This is a genomic window from Arsukibacterium perlucidum DSM 18276 (genome assembly GCF_000382165.1).
GTDB classification, from domain to species: domain Bacteria; phylum Pseudomonadota; class Gammaproteobacteria; order Enterobacterales; family Alteromonadaceae; genus Alishewanella; species Alishewanella perlucidum.
The window spans coordinates 66,759-83,989 of record NZ_KB907714.1; the positions used below are offsets into that span (position 1 = coordinate 66,759).

Genomic DNA, 17,231 nt, shown 5'->3' on the forward strand with positions numbered 1-17,231 from the left:
AGTAACTCATGAAAATTAAACGCTTTGTCGCTAAAGATATGCGTACAGCCTTAACGGAAGTCAAAGAGTTCCTGGGACCAGATGCGATAATTTTATCAAACAAAAAAGTGGCTGAAGGCGTTGAGATTGTCGCCGCGATTGACCCGGAGAGCCAGAGTGCTAAGTCCGCTGCAGCAAAACCGGCTGCCCCAGCTCCTGCAGTTCGACAGGCGCCACGCAGCGAACCCCGGTTTAGCACCACGGTAGATGACAGCGAGCCAATGGCCGCTGCCAGCAATACCGCTAATCAGCATACCGAAGCGCCGGCTGACTCATTGCGTGAATTACTGGCCCGGCAAATGATTAAACAGCAAGGTCGCGAGCCAGCTGGCCAAAATAGCAAACGCGCACCGGCAGCGGGGCAACCGGCGGTCAATCCGGCTGCCGCGTTTGAGCGTCAAAGTTCTGGCACTAATCCGGGCATCGCAGCCAGCCAGTGGCAGGAGCTGACTAAACAGCAGCAGCTACAAAGTCAGTCGATGGCAACTCAGTTTGAGGCAATGCGTAACGAAATGTTGTCAATGCGCCAGCTGTTACAACATCAGGTGTCAGGTTTAATGTGGCAGGACTTAGCCCGGCGGGAGCCCGTAAGAGCATTAGTAATAGAACACTTGCAGCAGCTGGGCTTGTCTGAGCAGGTAGCCGATCAACTTGCCTGCTTTATGCCGGAAGATATCAGTGCCGGTGAAGCCTGGGATACTGCAATGGAGTTGCTGGGCGGGCAACTGAGTACCACCAATGACGATATCCTGCGTCGTGGCGGCATCGTGGCCTTAGTCGGCCCAACCGGAGTAGGTAAAACCACTACCGTGGCAAAACTGGCAGCGGGATTTGCTAAACGTCATGGCGCCGATCAGGTGGCATTGATTACCACTGATTCATACCGGATTGGTGCTTTTGAACAACTGGCGACTTACGGCCGTATTATTGGCTGCCCGGTAAAGCAGGCGAAAGACAGTGACGAGTTAGCCTTGTTGTTAAATCAGCTGGCCCAGCGCAAACTTATTCTGATAGATACCGCCGGTATGAGCCAGCGAGACGTGCGGCTGGCGGAAAAACTTGCCAGTTTAGTGCATAATTCACGTGTCAAAATAAAAAGTTATCTGGTATTGTCTGCGACAGCGCAGGCCAGAGTAATGCAGGAAACGGTCGCGCAGTTCAAACGGATTTCTCTGGCGGGTTGTATTTTTACTAAACTTGATGAATGCTTAAGTTTAGGCGAAGTAATTAACGTAGCCATTCAAAATGCATTGCCGGTTAGTTATTTAACTAACGGCCAGCGGGTGCCGGAAGACATAGTGGTAGCTGACGCAGCCGATTTAGTGCAACGTGCTGAAATATTGCGGCTAACCCATAGTAGTGCAGGACATCAGTGGTATCAGGATGAGGTGTCCCGAGCGGAAACAGCCTATGCATAGTCACGAATTAATTGACGATCAAGCCAGCGGCCTGAGAAGAATGAATAAGCAGATGGTAAAAGTAATTTCAATAACCGGCGGTAAAGGCGGCGTAGGTAAAACTAACGTCAGCCTGAACCTGGCGATGGCAATGGCCCAACTTGGCAAAAAAGTATTAGTACTGGATGCCGACCTTGGCCTGGCTAACTGTGATGTAATGCTGGGATTACGGGTAGAAAAAAACCTGTCACATGTATTGTCCGGTGAGTGCGAGCTGGACGATGTGATAGTAGATGGCCCTTTTGGGATAAAAATTGTACCGGCAACATCAGGCTCGCAGAATATGACCGAGTTGTCCCCGGTCGAACATGCCGGCCTTATTCGCGCGTTCAGCGAGTTAAAAACGCCGGTCGATGTGCTGTTGGTTGATACCGCCGCCGGCATATCCGATATGGTGCTGAGTTTTTCGAGGGCGTCGCAGGATGTCGTGGTAGTGGTATGTGATGAGCCCAGTTCTATTACTGACGCTTACGCGCTGATGAAAATCCTTAGTCGGGACCATGGGGTTGAAAAGTTTAAGATTGTTGCGAACATGGTGCGCAATATGAAAGAGGGGCAGGAGCTGTTTGCCAAGTTAAGCCGGGTCACTGACCGCTTTCTGGATGTTAATCTTGAGTTAGTTGCAACGGTGCCGTACGACGAAAACGTCCGCAAAGCAGCCCGTAAACAGAAAGCCTTCATTGATCTGTTTCCAAAAAGCCCTGCCAGCATGGCTGTAAAAGGCCTGGCATTGAAAGCCATTAAGTGGCCGGTGCCGGCAAGTGCCTCGGGCCATCTGGAATTTTTTCTTGAACAACTTTTGCAGCCACATGCTGATCAGGGGGTAGTGTGAATAGTAAGCTGGCCGCATATGGTGGAGTTGACCAGATGCAGCAGCTGGTTGAACGCCATGCTCCGTTAGTTAAACGTATTGCTTACCACTTACTGGCCAGATTGCCGGCCAGTGTGTTGGTTGATGATTTAATTCAATCCGGAATGATTGGCCTGATTGAAGCGGCGAAAAATTTTGATGGTAGCAAAGGCGCCAGCTTTGAAACCTTTGCCGGTATCCGCATTCGTGGCGCTATGCTGGACGAAATGCGCCGTGGCGACTGGACTCCGCGTTCAGTGCATCGCAACGCCCGCTTAATTGCTGATACCATTGCTGAACTTGAAGCAGAGTTTGGACGTGATATTAAAGACTTTGAAGTTGCTGAAAAACTTGATATATCCCTCGATGAGTACCATCATATGTTAACCGATGTCTGCACAGGCAGAATTATCGGTATTGAAGATCTCGGCGTATCAGAAGATGTCCTGGTGACCTCAGAAGATAGGGACGGAGACTTGTTATATGATCAGCAAGCTAATGAAGCGTTTAATAAAGCACTGGTAACGACCATTAGCAGTTTGCCGGAGCGTGAAGCTCTGGTACTCTCACTGTATTACAATGAAGAATTAAATTTAAAAGAAATTGGGGCAGTGCTGGATGTCAGTGAGTCCCGGATAAGTCAGATCCATAGCCAGGCACTTGTGCGGTTAAAAGCCAGAATGCAGGCTTGGGTATAAATTAAAGCAGTTGAGATACCAGGCGTATATCTCGTCGGAGGGGACTTTGGATAAAAATATGAAAATTCTTGTGGTTGATGACTTCTCAACCATGAGGCGCATTATTAAAAACTTGCTGCGTGATTTAGGCTTCACCAACGTGTCGGAAGCGGACGATGGCAGTACAGCACTTCCTATGTTGCAAAACGGCGATTTTGATTTTGTGGTAACTGACTGGAATATGCCAGGTATGCAAGGTATCGATTTGCTGCGGGCTATCCGGGCTGATGCTAAGTTAAAGCATATCCCGGTACTGATGGTAACCGCTGAAGCCAAAAAAGAGCAAATTATTGCCGCCGCTCAGGCAGGTGTTAATGGCTATATTGTTAAACCTTTTACTGCCGCCACCCTGCAGGAGAAGCTGGCAAAAGTCTTTGAGCGTTTAGGTTAAGCCGTAACTGACAAGGAGTGACACTATGTCTGACACGACGGCTGCTGATATTACGCTGGAGCAAGCAAAAGAGCTGGTGCAGTTACTGGAGATGGGAGAGCAGCAGCTGGCAAATAAGCTGGTGCAATCAATCACGGTACCCGGTTCTTCTGAATTATTTGCTGAGGTGGGCAAGCTCACCCGGCAATTGCACGATTCGCTGAAAAATTTTCACATTGACCCTTCACTGAATAATTTGCTGGAAGAAGATATTCCAGATGCAAAAAAGCGCTTAAATCACGTTATCGACATGACGGAGCAAGCGGCCAATAAAACCATGGATGCTGTTGAATCCTGTTTACCGATAGCGGATCAACTTACCCAGCGGCTTAACCAGTTACAGCCAGAGTGGCAGCGTTTAATGCGGCGGCAAATTCAGTTAAGTGAATTCAAGCAGCTTTGCCATGGTGTCGACGGTTTTATGCAGCAGGCCACTATTGATTCAGCTACCTTAAATGCATTGCTGACTGACGTGCTGATGGCTCAGGATTACCAGGATTTAACCGGGCAGATTTTACGCCGGGTGATTGAACTGGTACGTGAGGTAGAAGATAGCCTGATTGGCCTGTTGACGGCGTTTGGTCAAAGCAATCCTGAGTTGCCAGAAGTTAAAGCCAAGCCAGCCAAAGTCAAAGCTAAGGCTGCGCATGAAGCAGAAGGGCCCATTATTGATGCAGCGGAACGTGATGATGTGGTGTCTGGTCAGGATGACGTTGATGATTTACTGTCCAGTTTGGGTTTCTAACAGAGGTGTCTGCGCATGAGCTTTGATATGGATGAGGACATTTTACAAGACTTTCTGGTCGAAGCCGGCGAGATCCTGGAGTTGTTGCAGGAGCAATTGGTTGAGCTGGAAAATAATCCTGACGATGCCAATCTGCTAAATGCTATTTTTCGTGGCTTTCATACCGTAAAAGGCGGGGCCGGCTTTTTGTCATTGACTGAATTGGTTGATGCCTGCCATGGCGCCGAAAACGTGTTTGATATTTTGCGTACCGGAAAACGCCGGGTTACCCCGGAATTGATGGACGTCATTTTACAAACGCTGGATGCTATCAACGCCATGTTTGTCGAAGTGCAGGCACGCCAGCCACTTACCCCTGCTAATCCAGCTTTATTGGATGCGCTGCATCATTACAGCGAACCGGAAAGTGCAGGCGAAGCACCACCGGTTGTCGTTGCTGCAGAGCCCGAAGTAGCGCCGGCAGTGACAATTGAACCTGAGCCTGTTAGCCAAAGTGCTGCTGCAGACGGCGATATTGATGACATTAGCGAAGCTGAATTTGAAAGAATGCTCGATGAGTTGCATGGCAAAGGGGCGCCAGGGCGCGTTGAATCTTCGCCGGCAGCGGCACCAGCCAGCAACAGTAATAGCGACGATAACAGTGATATTACCGACGACGAATTTGAAGCTATCCTTGACCAGTTGCATGGTAAAGGGTCGTTTGTGCCTGATACCAATAAAAGCGCCGGTACGGCGCCGCCAAGCCCGGCAAACAAAGCAGCGGCTAAACCTGCTGCCAGTTCTGCTGACAAAGACGAAATAAGTGACGATGAATTCGAAGCCTTGCTGGACCAGTTGCACGGTAAAGGGAACGCTCCGGTAGAGGTGCCAGCGCCGCAAGAGCGTAAACCTGCACCTTCAGTTGCCGCTAAGCCAGCCACTCCGGCCGCAGCAACTCCCACGCCGGCAGCCGCAGCTCAGCCAGCGAAACCCTCAGCACCGGCAGCACCGGTGCCGGCGGCAGATAAAGCAGCGGCGGCCAATGCCGCACCTGCCGCTGAAACTACAGTGCGGGTTGATACCAAACGGCTTGATCAGATTATGAACATGGTGGGGGAACTGGTATTAGTGCGTAACCGCTTGGTCAGTTTATCTACCAGCACCCAGGATGAAGAAATGACTAAGGCCATTTCTAACCTGGATGTAGTCACTGCTGATATTCAGGGCGCCGTGATGAAAACCCGGATGCAACCGATTAAGAAAGTATTCGGCCGTTTCCCAAGGGTTGTTCGCGATTTAGCCCGCTCGCTGCAAAAAGATATTAATCTGGTGCTCGAGGGTGAAGATACTGATTTAGACAAAAACCTGGTGGAAGCGCTGGCCGATCCTTTAGTGCATTTGGTGCGCAACTCGGTTGACCATGGTATTGAAATGCCTGATGTCAGGTTAAAAGCAGGCAAGCCGAAAGTAGGCCTGGTTAAACTGGCGGCAACTCAGGCCGGGGATCATATCTTGCTGACCATTCAGGATGATGGCGCAGGCATGGACCCGGAAAAATTAAAAGGTATTGCCATTAAACGAGGCATTCTTGATGTTGATGCCGCTGCGCGGATGTCAGATAACGATGCCTTTAATCTGATTTTTGCTCCGGGATTCTCTACCAAAGAGCAAATTTCTGATATCTCTGGCCGCGGCGTTGGTATGGATGTGGTTAAAACCAAAATTAACCAGCTAAACGGTACCGTGCAAATTAACTCCAAGCTTGGTCAAGGCACTTTGCTGGAAATTAAAGTGCCGCTTACCCTGGCTATTCTGCCTACGCTAATGGTGATGGTGGGTAAGCAAACCTTTGCTTTGCCGTTGGCCGGGGTGAACGAAATTTTCCATCTTGACCTGGCAAAAACCAATATTGTTGACGGTCAGCTAACTATCGTTGTGCGCAACAAAGCTATTCCATTGTTTTACCTCGAGCACTGGTTGGTTAAAGGTTCTAATAAGCAACTGCGGCGGGAGCAGGGCCATGTGGTGATTGTCCAAATTGGCACTCAGCAGGTTGGCTTTGTGGTAGATTCATTAATAGGCCAGGAAGAAGTCGTTATTAAACCATTGGATGCCTTGCTGCAAGGAACGCCTGGCATGGCTGGGGCTACTATCACCTCTGACGGGGGTATTGCTTTAATTTTGGATGTACCAAATTTACTGAAAAATTATGCCAAGAAATCCAAAATTAAATTCGATCGGTTTAATAAGCTAAATGCTTAAGAGAGTGTCGCATGACGATCAGGGTACTGATTGTAGATGATTCCAGTTTTTTTCGCCGTCGGTTGACGGAAATTCTGAATTCAGATCCGCAGCTGGAGGTGATTGATACCGCCAGCGACGGCCGCGAAGCAGTTACTAAAGCGCTGGCATTAAAACCCGATGTCATCACCATGGATATTGAAATGCCAGTATTGGATGGCATTAGCGCAGTACGTGAAATTCTGCAAAGCCAGCGTATTCCAATTCTGATGTTTTCGTCACTGACTCACGAAGGGGCAAAAGCTACCTTTGATGCACTTGAGGCCGGTGCGGTCGATTTTCTACCGAAAAAATTTGAGGACATTGCCCGTGATAAAGAAGAAGCCGGCAATGTGTTGCGGGAGAGAGTAAGGGCTGTGGCCCGCAAGAGGCCGTTAGGGCGTACTACTTTTAATAGTTCGCAAAGTGCTGCAGCTGCTACTCCTGGTAGCAGATCAAGTATGCCGGTCAGTGGCGCTGGTTTAACCCGCGGTGCTCTGGGCAGGCCACAACTTACCGAGCGTCTTGGTGCCAACGCAAGCCGTAGCGCTAATTTCAAAGCCAGTGGTCACAGTTATAAGTTAGTTGCCATTGGCACTTCCACCGGCGGCCCAGTTGCGCTGCAGCGGATCCTGACTAACTTACCCGCCGACTTTCCATTGCCGATAATTCTGATCCAGCATATGCCCGCAGCCTTTACCGGCGCTTTTGCTCAGCGGCTCAATACGCTGGCAAAGATTGAAATTAAAGAAGCCGCCGATAACGACATATTGCGTCCCGGAGTGGCTTACCTGGCGCCAGGCGGCAAACAAATGCTGGTAGAAGGTAATGACAGTCAGGCCCGGCTGCGGATTAAAGAAGATGACTCCCCAAGAATTACTTTTAAACCTAGTGTTGATGTTACCTTTGCCACCGCGGCCAGAGTGTATCAGGATAAAGTGTTGGCCGTTGTATTGACTGGTATGGGAGCTGATGGCCGGGAAGGGGCCAGGATGCTTAAACAAGCAGGATCCCGGGTTTGGGCTCAGGACGAAGCAAGTTCTGTGGTGTATGGTATGCCACAGGCGATCGCAGCCGCAGGATTAATGGATCTCGAAGTCAGTTTAAACGAGGTGGCCAGCCGGCTGATAACGGAAGTGCAACATGGATAAACTGGCAATCAGTGGTTTTTTACTGGCGGTAATAGCGGTAACAGGCGGCTTTATGCTGGAGGGCGGAGCCCTCAGCACCTTGTTGCATTTACCGGCTTTTATTATCGTAGTGGGCGGCACAGTGGGCGCAGTGATGTTGCAAACTCCGCTGCCCCAGTTCAGGTTGGGCCTGAGCATGTTGCCATGGGTATTACGGCCGCAAAGTTTACCAATGCAAAATGCGGTAGAGCGTATCGTCAACTGGGGTACCTCAGCCAGAACTAACGGTTTTTTGTCATTGGAATCTGCAGCACTGGAAGAAAGCGACCCCTTTTTACATCGCGGTTTAAATTTACTGGTTGACGGTGTTGAGGCGAAAGTGTTGCAAGACACCCTGGACGCCGAGCTTACTCTGGAGCGTGAGCGCATGCTGCGTGGCGCCCGTATTTTTGAAGCTATGGGAGGCTACAGCCCTACAATTGGTATTGTCGGTGCGGTGTTGGGCTTAATTCAGGCGATGGCAAATATTTCTGAGCCTAAATTGCTGGGGATGGGGGTGGCCACCGCCTTTGTTGCAACAATTTACGGTGTTGGTTTTGCTAACCTGGTGTTTATTCCGGTAGGTAATAAACTGAAAAGCCTGGTGCATCAACATACCTTGTATCACGAATTGATTGTCGAGGGCCTGGTATCGATTGCTCAGGGCGAAAATCCACGCAATATCGAGCGTAAGCTCGCTGCATATCGACTGAGTTAATTGTTATGTACCGGCATAAGCAGCAACATCAGTTTGACGAACCTGAACAACTGGATCGCTGGTTAGTGTCTTATGCAGACTATATGACATTGATGTTTGCCTTGTTTGTGGTGTTGTATGCGATGTCAGTAGTGAAGGATAAAGAATTTAGTGCCTTGGCTGATACCTTGACTAATGTGTTTGAGCGTCCGTCTAAAACAGGCAGTGGAGCAAGTGGTCGTGGGCTATTGCCGCAGGACACGCCGAAAAGTGATTTCAGCAAATTTGGTACCTCACTGGAGCCCGCAGAAGGGCCGGAGCTGGTAGCAGACGCCAGTAAGTTGTCAGATGTCCGGCAACAGCATTTAGGCAGTCCGCTGGTATCACTGGAACAAGAGCTTAATCAGGCGCTTGCCAATTTAATCGAGCAAGGCGTGGTGGATATACGTCAGGATGAAAACTGGCTTATCATTGAACTGAGCAGTGGTTTGTTATTTGCCAGTGGTAGTGCAACGGCAACCAACTCTGCCCGTACTTTACTGAATGAAATAACGCGTATTATCAACCCGATAAATAATTTCATCCGGATCCGTGGCTATACTGACAATCAGCCGATAAATAACGAGTTGTTTTCATCAAACTGGGAATTATCGGTGGCCAGAGCAACATCGGTATTGCGGGTCCTGGAAGATCTGGAAACGCCATCTCATAGAATGGCGATAGAGGGTTATGGTCAGTATTATGCTGAAAGTAGCAATGAAACGGCACAGGGTCGTGCCGAAAACCGTAAAGTAGTTATTGCCCTGTCACGTTACGGCTATATGCCTGATGAGCTGGAGCAGCAGCAACAGCAAGAAGACTTACAACAACAAATACAGCAGGTTACTCAGGAAGATGGCAGTATCAGAGTGATCGCGTTGCCAGGTGGTGGGGTAAGAATCACCACCCGTCAGGATAATCCGGATGCACTGCCCGAACAACAGGAACCCTGAATGTGGTAATTTGGACAATAGCAAATCAGAAAGGTGGAGTTGGTAAAACAACGACTACTGTCACTTTAGGTGGACTGCTGGCTGAGCGAGGTAAGCGGGTATTGCTTGTTGACACCGATCCGCATGCGTCCTTGACTTATTACTTCGGCATTGATGCTGAAGAACTGGAAAACAGCGTTTACGATATTTTTATTCGTGGCAAAGACATCACCCGGGAAGAAATTTTACAGTCGTTGTGTCCCAGTGGTGTCAACAATCTGGATATTTTGCCCTCATCGATGGCGCTGGCAACATTGGACCGTTCGTTAGGGAATAAGGGCGGCATGGGGCTTATCTTAAAAAAAGCCCTGCAAAAAGTTAAAAAGGAATATGACTACGTTTTACTCGACTGCCCGCCCGTTATGGGCGTGTTAATGGTCAATGCGATTGCTGCCTGCGATCGGATACTGATCCCTGTGCAAACTGAGTTTCTGGCGCTGAAAGGGCTGGAGCGGATGATCGCCACCATGGCGCTGATGCGTAGCTCGCAGCAAAAAGAATATGCTTTTACTATAATTCCCACAATGTATGATAAAAGAACCCGCGCATCTCTTGAAGCTTACAAGGAGTTAAAAGCAAAATACCAGGACAAAGTCTGGTCTGCTGTGGTGCCGGTCGATACCAAATTCCGTGATGCCAGTGAGGCACAGACGCCGCCTAATGTATTTTCGCCTGCGTCGCGTGGGGTGTTTGCCTATAATACTCTGCTTACTTACCTGTTGCAGCTGGCGCCGGAGGCTTAATGAGCAGTTTAATTGCCAGTCAGAAAGTTATGCAGAATTACTTGTCTGCCTTATTGACCGACGATGGTGCGACTGAAACCAGCCTGGTAGAGGACGCCAAAACCCGTGAACTGAACCGGTTGTTAGCTCAGGCCAGCCCGGTCACTGAAGTGGCGGAACTTAAACCCAGCGAAGCGGCGAAAGTGGTGCCTGCAGCGGTGAAACAGCAACTGGTAACTGCTGAAAAAACGCCGGCCGAATCCAAGGTTCCGGTGCAAAGCCGCGACGTACCAATTGCTCAGCGTCTTGGTGCCGTCCAGCAATTGCAGCCAGCGCTCAGTGCTGAGAAGGTAAGCAGTAAGGCTTACCGGCAAGGGCGTTTTCAGGCGTTATTTTTCAATGTTGCCGGCTTAAAGTTAGCGGTACCACTTACTGAGCTTGGTGGTATCCACCAGCTGGATGAAATAAACAGTTTATTCGGCAAGCCAGCCTGGTTTAAAGGCGTTATGCTATATCGCCAGCAAAAAATAAGTGTGGTGGACAGTGCCCGCTGGGTAATGCCAGAAAAATATGATCAACAACTACAGCAAAAGCTAAACTATCAGTATGTTATTATGCTTGGCACCAGTGACTGGGGCCTGACCTGTGAAACGCTGATTAATACTTTCAGTCTGGAGCAGGACGACGTAAAGTGGCGGGAAACGGACGGCAAAAGACCCTGGATGGCAGGATTAATTAAAAAGCATATGTGTGCTTTAGTTGATGTCGACGCTATGATTAACTTACTTAATCGTGGTCAGGACATTAATGCCTGAGCAGGCAGCAAAATTTACAGGAGCGGTATATGAGCAATAATCAGGCAAAAGCAGCCGGAAAAAAAGAAAATGCTGATCTGGTGTTACAGTGGGTCACGTTCCGTTTGCAGGAAGAGACATACGGTATCAATGTAATGCAGGTACAGGAAGTGTTGCGCTATACCGAAATTGCTCCGGTTCCCGGTGCACCGGGCTATGTTATGGGGATCATTAACCTGCGTGGTAATGTGGTTACCGTTATCGATACCCGGGCCCGTTTCGGCCTGGCGCCAGGCGACGTTACCGATAATAGCCGGATTGTAATTATAGAAGCTGAACGCCAGGTTATTGGTATTCTGGTCGATAGCGTTGCTGAAGTGGTTTATCTGAAGCAATCAGAGGTTGATACAGCACCTAATGTCGGCACTGACGAGAGTGCCCGCTTTATCCAGGGCGTTTCGAACCGCGAGGGCGAATTGCTGATCCTGGTTGACTTAAACAAATTGCTCAACGATGAAGAGTGGGAAGAAATTAATAGTTTGTGAGCGGAGAACTCCCGATGAACCCATGGATGCTGGGTCAGGCAATAGTTATTTTTTTGCTGTTGGTCGTGTTGTTCTGGCTGTTATTGAGACAGCACAACGCCGGCAGTAGCCAACTGACAACGCTGCAGCAGCAGCTGGAAAAGAATAGCCAGCAACTTTTAAGCGCACAAAGCGAGACCGAAGAGTTACGAGCCGGTATAATCGGCGTGGGGCAACGGGTTTTAACCCTCGATCAGCGGGTACTATCCCTGGAAAACGAACTGCAACAGCTACAAAGCGCTTATACCGAGCTGGCCGAGCAACAACAGGCGTTGTCGCTGACCGATCCTGAAAGCAAAATTTATACCCGGGCGATGAAAATGGTGCAACTAGGTGCCGATTTAGAAGAAATTATGCGCGAATGTGAACTGCCGCGGGCTGAAGCCGAACTATTATTCAACCTGCATCAAGCCAAATCCTGATAAAAAATAAAAATGGGTCAGAGTGATTTAAATATTCACTCTGACCCATTTTTGTAAATTTTTTATTCACTCTGACCCATTTTTAGGTTTTTAAGTCGATTCGCTGGTGAATATTCTGCCATTGCTCAGGGAATTTACCCTGAAGTACATAAGAAAATGCAATCAGTTCAGCAATCACAATATACAACTCTTTTGGAATGTTATCGCCCAGTTGCAATTGGCTTAGCAGCCGGTTTAACTCATCATCCTGATGAATCAGAACACCGTGTTCTCTGGCCAGGGCAATAATATCTTCAGCCAGCTCGCCATGCCCTTTGGCAACAATAGTAGGTGCCGTTTTGCCATCATATTTCAAGGCGGTGGCACTTTTTTGCGCAGTGCTTTCTGACTTGACGTTGTTGAAGGTGTCGTTTTTATTCATACTCTTACCGTTAAAAGGCTATTGTGGCGTGGGATTAAGCTATCAGGTATTTTACCAAGCTGACAGTTAGCCTCGCTTACCGTCAAACCCTGTGCAGTACAACGGTCTTTTAACAGTGGCAGAAACTTCTGTGCCAGCCGCAGGGCTTCATTGTGATCGGTATAAAACTGCAGCTGTAAGTCTTGTTCCTGCAATTTAGCCATTGCCAGCAAATTGCCATATTGCTGCAAATCAAATTTCATGGTCAGTTGCCACTGCTTTTGGGCCGCTGTGCCGGTTTTACCATCGGCTTCGCGTTTCTCTAACAGCAGCTGCGGCATTATGGTCTGGCCTTGCTGTTGCAGAGGCAGCTGCAATAGCCACTGCTGTAATTGGCTTTGTGCATCTACGGTAGCTAACTGGCTTTGCTGCAATGGGCTACTTAAGCTGGCCAGCTGACGCAGTGCTGTAGCGGCTTGCGCGGGATCAAGTTGTGAAACCAGCTGACTTAAACGGTTTGCCGGGGTGTTGTTGGCAGGGGTTAGCGGCTTCTGGCTTAAATGGCCCAGTAGTAACTGGATTGCCAGCGCCAGGGTGCCGCCGGTAGTCTGCAGATTAGGCTGGCTTTGCAACGGTTGAAATTGCAACAAGGCGGCCAGCTGAGCTGCGACAGCGGGTGGCGCCAGCGGTTTGCTGATTTCAGGCAGGCTTTGCTGGATCTGATTGAACAACTGCTGCAGGGGTGCTGGTAGGTTAGGCATGCTGTTCGGCTGCATTAAAGGCTGCGATAACAAAGGCAACAAGTTGCGCCAGGCCTGAGCTTTAGCTTCCGGAGCCAGTTGCAACAGCTGTTGTGTGGCATGTCCACTGGCCTGATTATGCTTTGCCGCTAAGAGCGTCGACATAGCTTTTAATGGAGCGGCTTGCCAGCTAATGGGTCTGTCGAGCTGGCTCTGACTGACAGTTAGTTGCTGGCTGTGTCCGGCTGGTTGCATGATCAGTTGCCATTGGCCACTTTTTGTTACCGGTGCTTGTAACTGCAACAGTATTGGCACAGTGGCATTGCTGGAGTTGGCAGCAGCGCTTGCGGTATTACCTGCAGGGCTTTTGCTGTTTAATGTTGCCATTGCAGCTACAAGGTGCGGTGGAATACTGATACTAAGCTGGCCGAGGGCGATTTTGCCGGCAGTGGGCGATATTGCTTGCTGTATCGGTGGCAACTGGCTGATTAACGCCTGTAGTAGCTGTTGCTGGCTTGCTGCAGTTAGCGGTAGTGCCGGGACACCAGAGGCGGCAGGCTGTAACGAGAGCTGCACAGCGGCAGCTGGCTGGTTAAAGGTAATATTAAGCATTACGGGTTGGCGGCCGCTCATATTCTGCAGCTGCTGCGCGGTTTGCTGAGATGGCGCTGACGTCTGCTGACCAGACTGGATTAGCCTGATTAACGCGGCCAGCTCTTTAGCTGTTAATGTCAGCAACACCTGACTGGCCGTAGTTGTCCCTGTTAGTTGTAGCTGACCTGTTTTGAGATCAAATTGCAGCGGCACTGTAAGTTTATCAGCTGTTGGCTGTATGTTAGCCGGCGCGCTAACCGCCTGGTTAATAGCCTGCCCCTGAACCTGCAGTGGTAACTGCTGGTTAAGCCATTGACTAATCACGGGTTGTAGCTGGGCTGTGCTAAGGGTTATGCTGCTGGCTGCTGTCGGGATAGTCAGCAACGTCAGGTTTAACTGGTTGTTCGGTGTCAGGCTTAATTTAACCTGTAACTGCGGGCCAAACTGCTGACTGAGCTGGCGGCCCAGTTGCGCCGGCAGCTTGATAACCAGCGGGCCTTGCGGTGTTTGCAGCTGCACCTGGCTGGCACCGGATAGCATCTGCAGCCTGGCAGTATATAACTCTCCTACCAACAGCTTCAGCTCACCACCTGTGGCTCCGGCTTTATTTCCGGTGGTTGCTGGCGGATTCTGCAGTAATTTGTCCAGATTGATCTGGTTCATATTTCCTCTGATAAATCACGGTGCCTGACGTGGATCTGATTCGTATTCCGGCCGTGGTATGCTACTATGCGCGCAATTTTAACAGCAGTCGATACTGAGGCCAGTGAACATAACGCAGCCATCATCAGCAAGCAACGCCGGACCCATTTTGCAGGGGCAGGATTTAAGTTGTATCCGGCAAGACCGGGTATTATTTGCCCAATTATCTCTGCAACTGCACCGCGGTCAGCTCCTGCAAATTCAAGGCAAAAACGGTGCCGGCAAAAGCTCCCTATTGCGTATTCTTGCCGGTTTAGCTCAGCCCGACGATGGCCTGCTTTATTACAAGGCTAAGCCATTGGCACATAGCTTGCCAGCTTATTGTGGCAACTTATGCTATATCGGCCACCAAAGCGGCATTCATGAGCAATTAACCGCCCTGGAAAATTTAGGTTTCTGGCGGGCCGCATCAGGTCTGAACCCGGCCGATGATTGGGCCCTGCTGGCGCAGCTTGGCCTGGCCGGGCTGGAAGATGTGCCTTGCCGTATGTTGTCAGCCGGACAGCAGCGGCGCGTATCACTGGCCCGGCTATGGTTAACGCCGGCGGTAATTTGGATCCTGGATGAGCCATTTACTGCACTGGACCAGGCTGCTATCGGTTTGTTACAGCAGCATATGCTCGATCACCTGAATAACGGCGGCGCTATTATTCTTACCACCCACCAAAGCCTGACCCTGCAATTTCAATCTTTGGTACAGCTGGAGCTGGCTTACAGATGGTGAGTTTAGTTTTTTTACAACGTGAATTGCGTTTACTGGCCCGGCAAAAAGCAGACTGGCTTAATCCGATTCTGTTTTTTATTATCGTGCTTAGCCTGTTTCCGCTTGGCGTTGGGCCAGAGCCCAATATGTTACGTATTATTGCTCCGGGAGTAATATGGATTGCGGCATTGCTCAGTGTGCTGTTGGCGGCAGAGCGGTTGTTTAAAGACGATTATCGTAATGGTGTTATTGAGCAGCTGGTGGCCGGACGGCAAAGTCTGCTGCCATTTGTGTTGGCGAAAACCTTTGCTAACTGGTTAAGTACGGGGTTGCCATTACTGGTGTTATCACCGGTTGTTGCCTTATTGCTTGGGCTTGGGCAAGCGGAGCTGGGCGCAATGGCACTTACGCTGTTGCTGGGCACCCCTTTGCTAAGCCTGTTAAGCGTTTTGGGCTCAGCACTTACTATGGCAGCCGATAAAGGTGGTATTTTACTGGCGCTACTGATATTGCCGCTGTATATTCCGCTTTTAATTTTTGCCAGCAGCGCGATAGAGGCGGCCAGCATGGGGCTTGGCTATCAGGGGCAGTTGGCCATTTTACTGGCCATGTTATTATTGGCGTTAGCGCTGGTACCGATGGCTGTAACCAGTGCTTTGCGAATTAATGTGAGTTGATATGTTTAAGTGGTTAGATCCGTACGCAAAAAGTGAAACGCTTTATCATTTCTGCGGCAAGTTACTGCCTTACCTGATGGTGAGCGCGCTGGCTCTGCTGTTGCTGGGTAATATCTGGGGGCTGGCTTTTACCCCGGCCGATTATCAGCAAGGCGACAGCTACCGGATAATTCATATTCATGTGCCATCGGCCATTATGTCGATGGGCGCCTATGCTGCTATGGCCAGTGCTGCCTTTGTGGCGCTGGTGTGGCAAATTAAAGTTGCGCACTGGGCCGTGCTGGCTATCGCACCTATTGGAGCCATTTATACGGCGATAGCCCTGATAACCGGTATGGCCTGGGGTAAGCCAATGTGGGGCGCCTGGTGGGTATGGGATGCCCGCTTAACCTCGGAACTTATTCTGTTATTTTTGTACTTAGGAGTAATAGCATTAAACGGCGCGTTCAGTGATCGTCAGGTTGGGGCCAAAGTATCCAGTTTACTGGCGTTAATCGGGGTGATTAATCTGCCCATTATTCATTTTTCAGTGGAGTGGTGGAATACCCTGCATCAGGGGGCAACGATTACCAAGTTTGCCAAGCCATCGATCGACCCAAGCATGCTGTGGCCACTGTTAATCAGCATACTGGCTTTTGCCGTGTTATTGATGGCGCTAACCTGTTTACGCCTGCGTACTGCCATTTTAGTGAACGAGCAGCACCGGCCCTGGGTCAGAAAGCTGGTAGGAGGCTAACCGTGCATTTTCAATCTTTCAGTGAGTTTCTGGCCATGGGTGGTTACGGCTTTTTTGTCTGGTTATCGTTTGGTGCAACCTACCTGCTGTTGTCGGGGTTAATTGCAGCCAGTGTTTACCAGCACAAGCAGTTTAAACAGCAACTAAAAGCCACTATTGCCCGTGAGCAACGTGTTAAGCAGTATCAGGAGCAACAAGTCTAATGCAACCAAGACGCAAAAAACGCCTGTTTTCGATTTTACTGATTATCAGCCTTATAGCCGGTGCCATTGGCGCCATGCTGTATGCGTTGCAGCAAAATATTGATTTATTTTATACCCCGACCCAGTTGGTGGAGGGGCTGGGCAAAGACAAAGTAAAGCCGGTGGTTGGCCAGCGACTGCGAATTGGCGGCATGGTAGTGCAGGGCACAGTGTCGCGGGATGCGCAAAGTTTAAAAGTACGGTTTCAACTGGTTGATACCGGCCCCACGGTATGGGTGGAATTTGAAGGTATTTTACCCGACTTGTTCCGGGAGGGGCAGGGTATTGTGGCGCAGGGTACATTGCTTGCTCCAGACGTTATTAAGGCCAGTGAAGTCTTGGCCAAGCATGACGAAGAATATATGCCGGCGGAAGTGGCTGAAGCAATGAAGGGTATCAGACACGTGCCGCCATCACAGGCGAATTTCCCTGTTATCGAAAGTTCGGTAGCAGATGGCTACAGTAACCCAAAAGATAAACCAACTTATTAAGGGGCGAGGC

Annotated in this window: 20 protein-coding genes; 18 read left to right on the forward strand and 2 right to left on the reverse strand. The window is 49.7% G+C overall.

The window, feature by feature from the left end:
* The first annotated feature begins 8 nt into the window (after positions 1 to 8).
* From flhF to H141_RS0111705, 13 genes are read left to right on the forward strand one after another with little or no spacing between them, the layout of a single operon-like run.
* The gene (gene flhF / locus H141_RS0111645; RefSeq protein ID WP_019676447.1) at positions 9 to 1,457 is read left to right on the forward strand and encodes a flagellar biosynthesis GTPase FlhF; all 1,449 of its coding nucleotides are present in this window, start codon (positions 9 to 11) and stop codon (positions 1,455 to 1,457) included.
* Positions 1,450 to 2,328 (forward strand): P-loop NTPase, encoded by an 879-nt coding sequence (locus H141_RS0111650; RefSeq protein WP_019676448.1) that lies wholly within the window; start codon positions 1,450 to 1,452, stop codon positions 2,326 to 2,328. Before flhF ends, H141_RS0111650 begins: the two co-directional genes overlap by 8 nt.
* Entirely contained in the window at positions 2,325 to 3,044 is a 720-nt protein-coding gene (locus H141_RS0111655) for an RNA polymerase sigma factor FliA (RefSeq protein ID WP_019676449.1), read from the forward strand. Before H141_RS0111650 ends, H141_RS0111655 begins: the two co-directional genes overlap by 4 nt.
* Positions 3,045 to 3,102: 58 nt before the next feature.
* Positions 3,103 to 3,474: a chemotaxis response regulator CheY gene (gene cheY, locus H141_RS0111660; protein WP_008898490.1), complete on the forward strand. Its 372-nt coding sequence runs from the start codon at positions 3,103 to 3,105 to the stop codon at positions 3,472 to 3,474.
* 25 nt (positions 3,475 to 3,499) lie between these two features.
* Positions 3,500 to 4,258 carry a protein phosphatase CheZ gene (locus H141_RS0111665; protein WP_019676450.1) on the forward strand — a complete coding sequence of 253 codons (759 nt, stop codon included), beginning with the start codon at positions 3,500 to 3,502 and terminating at the stop codon, positions 4,256 to 4,258.
* Positions 4,259 to 4,273: 15 nt separating this feature from the next.
* Positions 4,274 to 6,499, forward strand: a complete 2,226-nt coding sequence (locus tag H141_RS0111670) for a chemotaxis protein CheA (RefSeq protein ID WP_019676451.1) — start codon at positions 4,274 to 4,276, stop codon at positions 6,497 to 6,499.
* Positions 6,500 to 6,510: 11 nt separating this feature from the next.
* Positions 6,511 to 7,668: a protein-glutamate methylesterase/protein-glutamine glutaminase gene (locus H141_RS0111675; protein WP_019676452.1), complete on the forward strand. Its 1,158-nt coding sequence runs from the start codon at positions 6,511 to 6,513 to the stop codon at positions 7,666 to 7,668.
* Complete coding sequence (locus tag H141_RS0111680; protein ID WP_019676453.1) at positions 7,661 to 8,404, forward strand: flagellar motor protein; 744 nt, start codon at positions 7,661 to 7,663, stop codon at positions 8,402 to 8,404. Before H141_RS0111675 ends, H141_RS0111680 begins: the two co-directional genes overlap by 8 nt.
* Before the next feature lie 5 nt (positions 8,405 to 8,409).
* Positions 8,410 to 9,375: a flagellar motor protein MotB gene (locus tag H141_RS0111685; RefSeq protein ID WP_019676454.1), complete on the forward strand. Its 966-nt coding sequence runs from the start codon at positions 8,410 to 8,412 to the stop codon at positions 9,373 to 9,375.
* Between the two features lie 2 nt (positions 9,376 to 9,377).
* Positions 9,378 to 10,157, forward strand: coding sequence for a ParA family protein (locus H141_RS0111690; protein ID WP_019676455.1), 780 nt, complete (start codon positions 9,378 to 9,380; stop codon positions 10,155 to 10,157).
* The gene (locus tag H141_RS0111695; RefSeq protein ID WP_019676456.1) at positions 10,157 to 10,951 is read left to right on the forward strand and encodes a chemotaxis protein CheW; all 795 of its coding nucleotides are present in this window, start codon (positions 10,157 to 10,159) and stop codon (positions 10,949 to 10,951) included. The genes H141_RS0111690 and H141_RS0111695 overlap by 1 nt, the downstream gene beginning before the upstream one ends.
* A gap of 29 nt (positions 10,952 to 10,980) precedes the next feature.
* A complete protein-coding gene (locus H141_RS0111700) occupies positions 10,981 to 11,475 on the forward strand; it encodes a chemotaxis protein CheW (RefSeq protein ID WP_019676457.1) in 495 nt (164 codons plus the stop codon).
* A 14-nt stretch (positions 11,476 to 11,489) separates the two neighbouring features.
* Entirely contained in the window at positions 11,490 to 11,936 is a 447-nt protein-coding gene (locus H141_RS0111705; RefSeq protein ID WP_019676458.1) for a DUF2802 domain-containing protein, read from the forward strand.
* Positions 11,937 to 12,018: 82 nt separating this feature from the next.
* On the opposite strand, the gene H141_RS0111710 is transcribed toward H141_RS0111705, so the two are convergent.
* On the reverse strand, positions 12,019 to 12,357 hold the full coding sequence (locus tag H141_RS0111710) for an EscU/YscU/HrcU family type III secretion system export apparatus switch protein (protein WP_019676459.1): 339 nt from the start codon (positions 12,355 to 12,357) through the stop codon (positions 12,019 to 12,021).
* On the reverse strand, positions 12,354 to 14,333 hold the full coding sequence (gene fliK / locus H141_RS20195) for a flagellar hook-length control protein FliK (protein WP_019676460.1): 1,980 nt from the start codon (positions 14,331 to 14,333) through the stop codon (positions 12,354 to 12,356). The genes H141_RS0111710 and fliK overlap by 4 nt, the downstream gene beginning before the upstream one ends.
* A gap of 103 nt (positions 14,334 to 14,436) precedes the next feature.
* On the opposite strand from fliK, the gene ccmA reads away from it, so the two are divergent.
* From ccmA to ccmE, 5 genes are read left to right on the forward strand one after another with little or no spacing between them, the layout of a single operon-like run.
* The gene (ccmA, locus tag H141_RS0111720) at positions 14,437 to 15,096 is read left to right on the forward strand and encodes a cytochrome c biogenesis heme-transporting ATPase CcmA (RefSeq protein ID WP_019676461.1); all 660 of its coding nucleotides are present in this window, start codon (positions 14,437 to 14,439) and stop codon (positions 15,094 to 15,096) included.
* A complete protein-coding gene (gene ccmB, locus H141_RS0111725; RefSeq protein ID WP_019676462.1) occupies positions 15,090 to 15,752 on the forward strand; it encodes a heme exporter protein CcmB in 663 nt (220 codons plus the stop codon). Before ccmA ends, ccmB begins: the two co-directional genes overlap by 7 nt.
* Position 15,753: 1 nt before the next feature.
* A complete protein-coding gene (locus H141_RS0111730) occupies positions 15,754 to 16,488 on the forward strand; it encodes a heme ABC transporter permease (RefSeq protein WP_019676463.1) in 735 nt (244 codons plus the stop codon).
* A gap of 2 nt (positions 16,489 to 16,490) precedes the next feature.
* Positions 16,491 to 16,691, forward strand: coding sequence for a heme exporter protein CcmD (gene ccmD, locus H141_RS0111735; RefSeq protein WP_019676464.1), 201 nt, complete (start codon positions 16,491 to 16,493; stop codon positions 16,689 to 16,691).
* A complete protein-coding gene (ccmE, locus tag H141_RS0111740) occupies positions 16,691 to 17,221 on the forward strand; it encodes a cytochrome c maturation protein CcmE (RefSeq protein WP_019676465.1) in 531 nt (176 codons plus the stop codon). The genes ccmD and ccmE overlap by 1 nt, the downstream gene beginning before the upstream one ends.
* Positions 17,222 to 17,231: the final 10 nt, after the last annotated feature.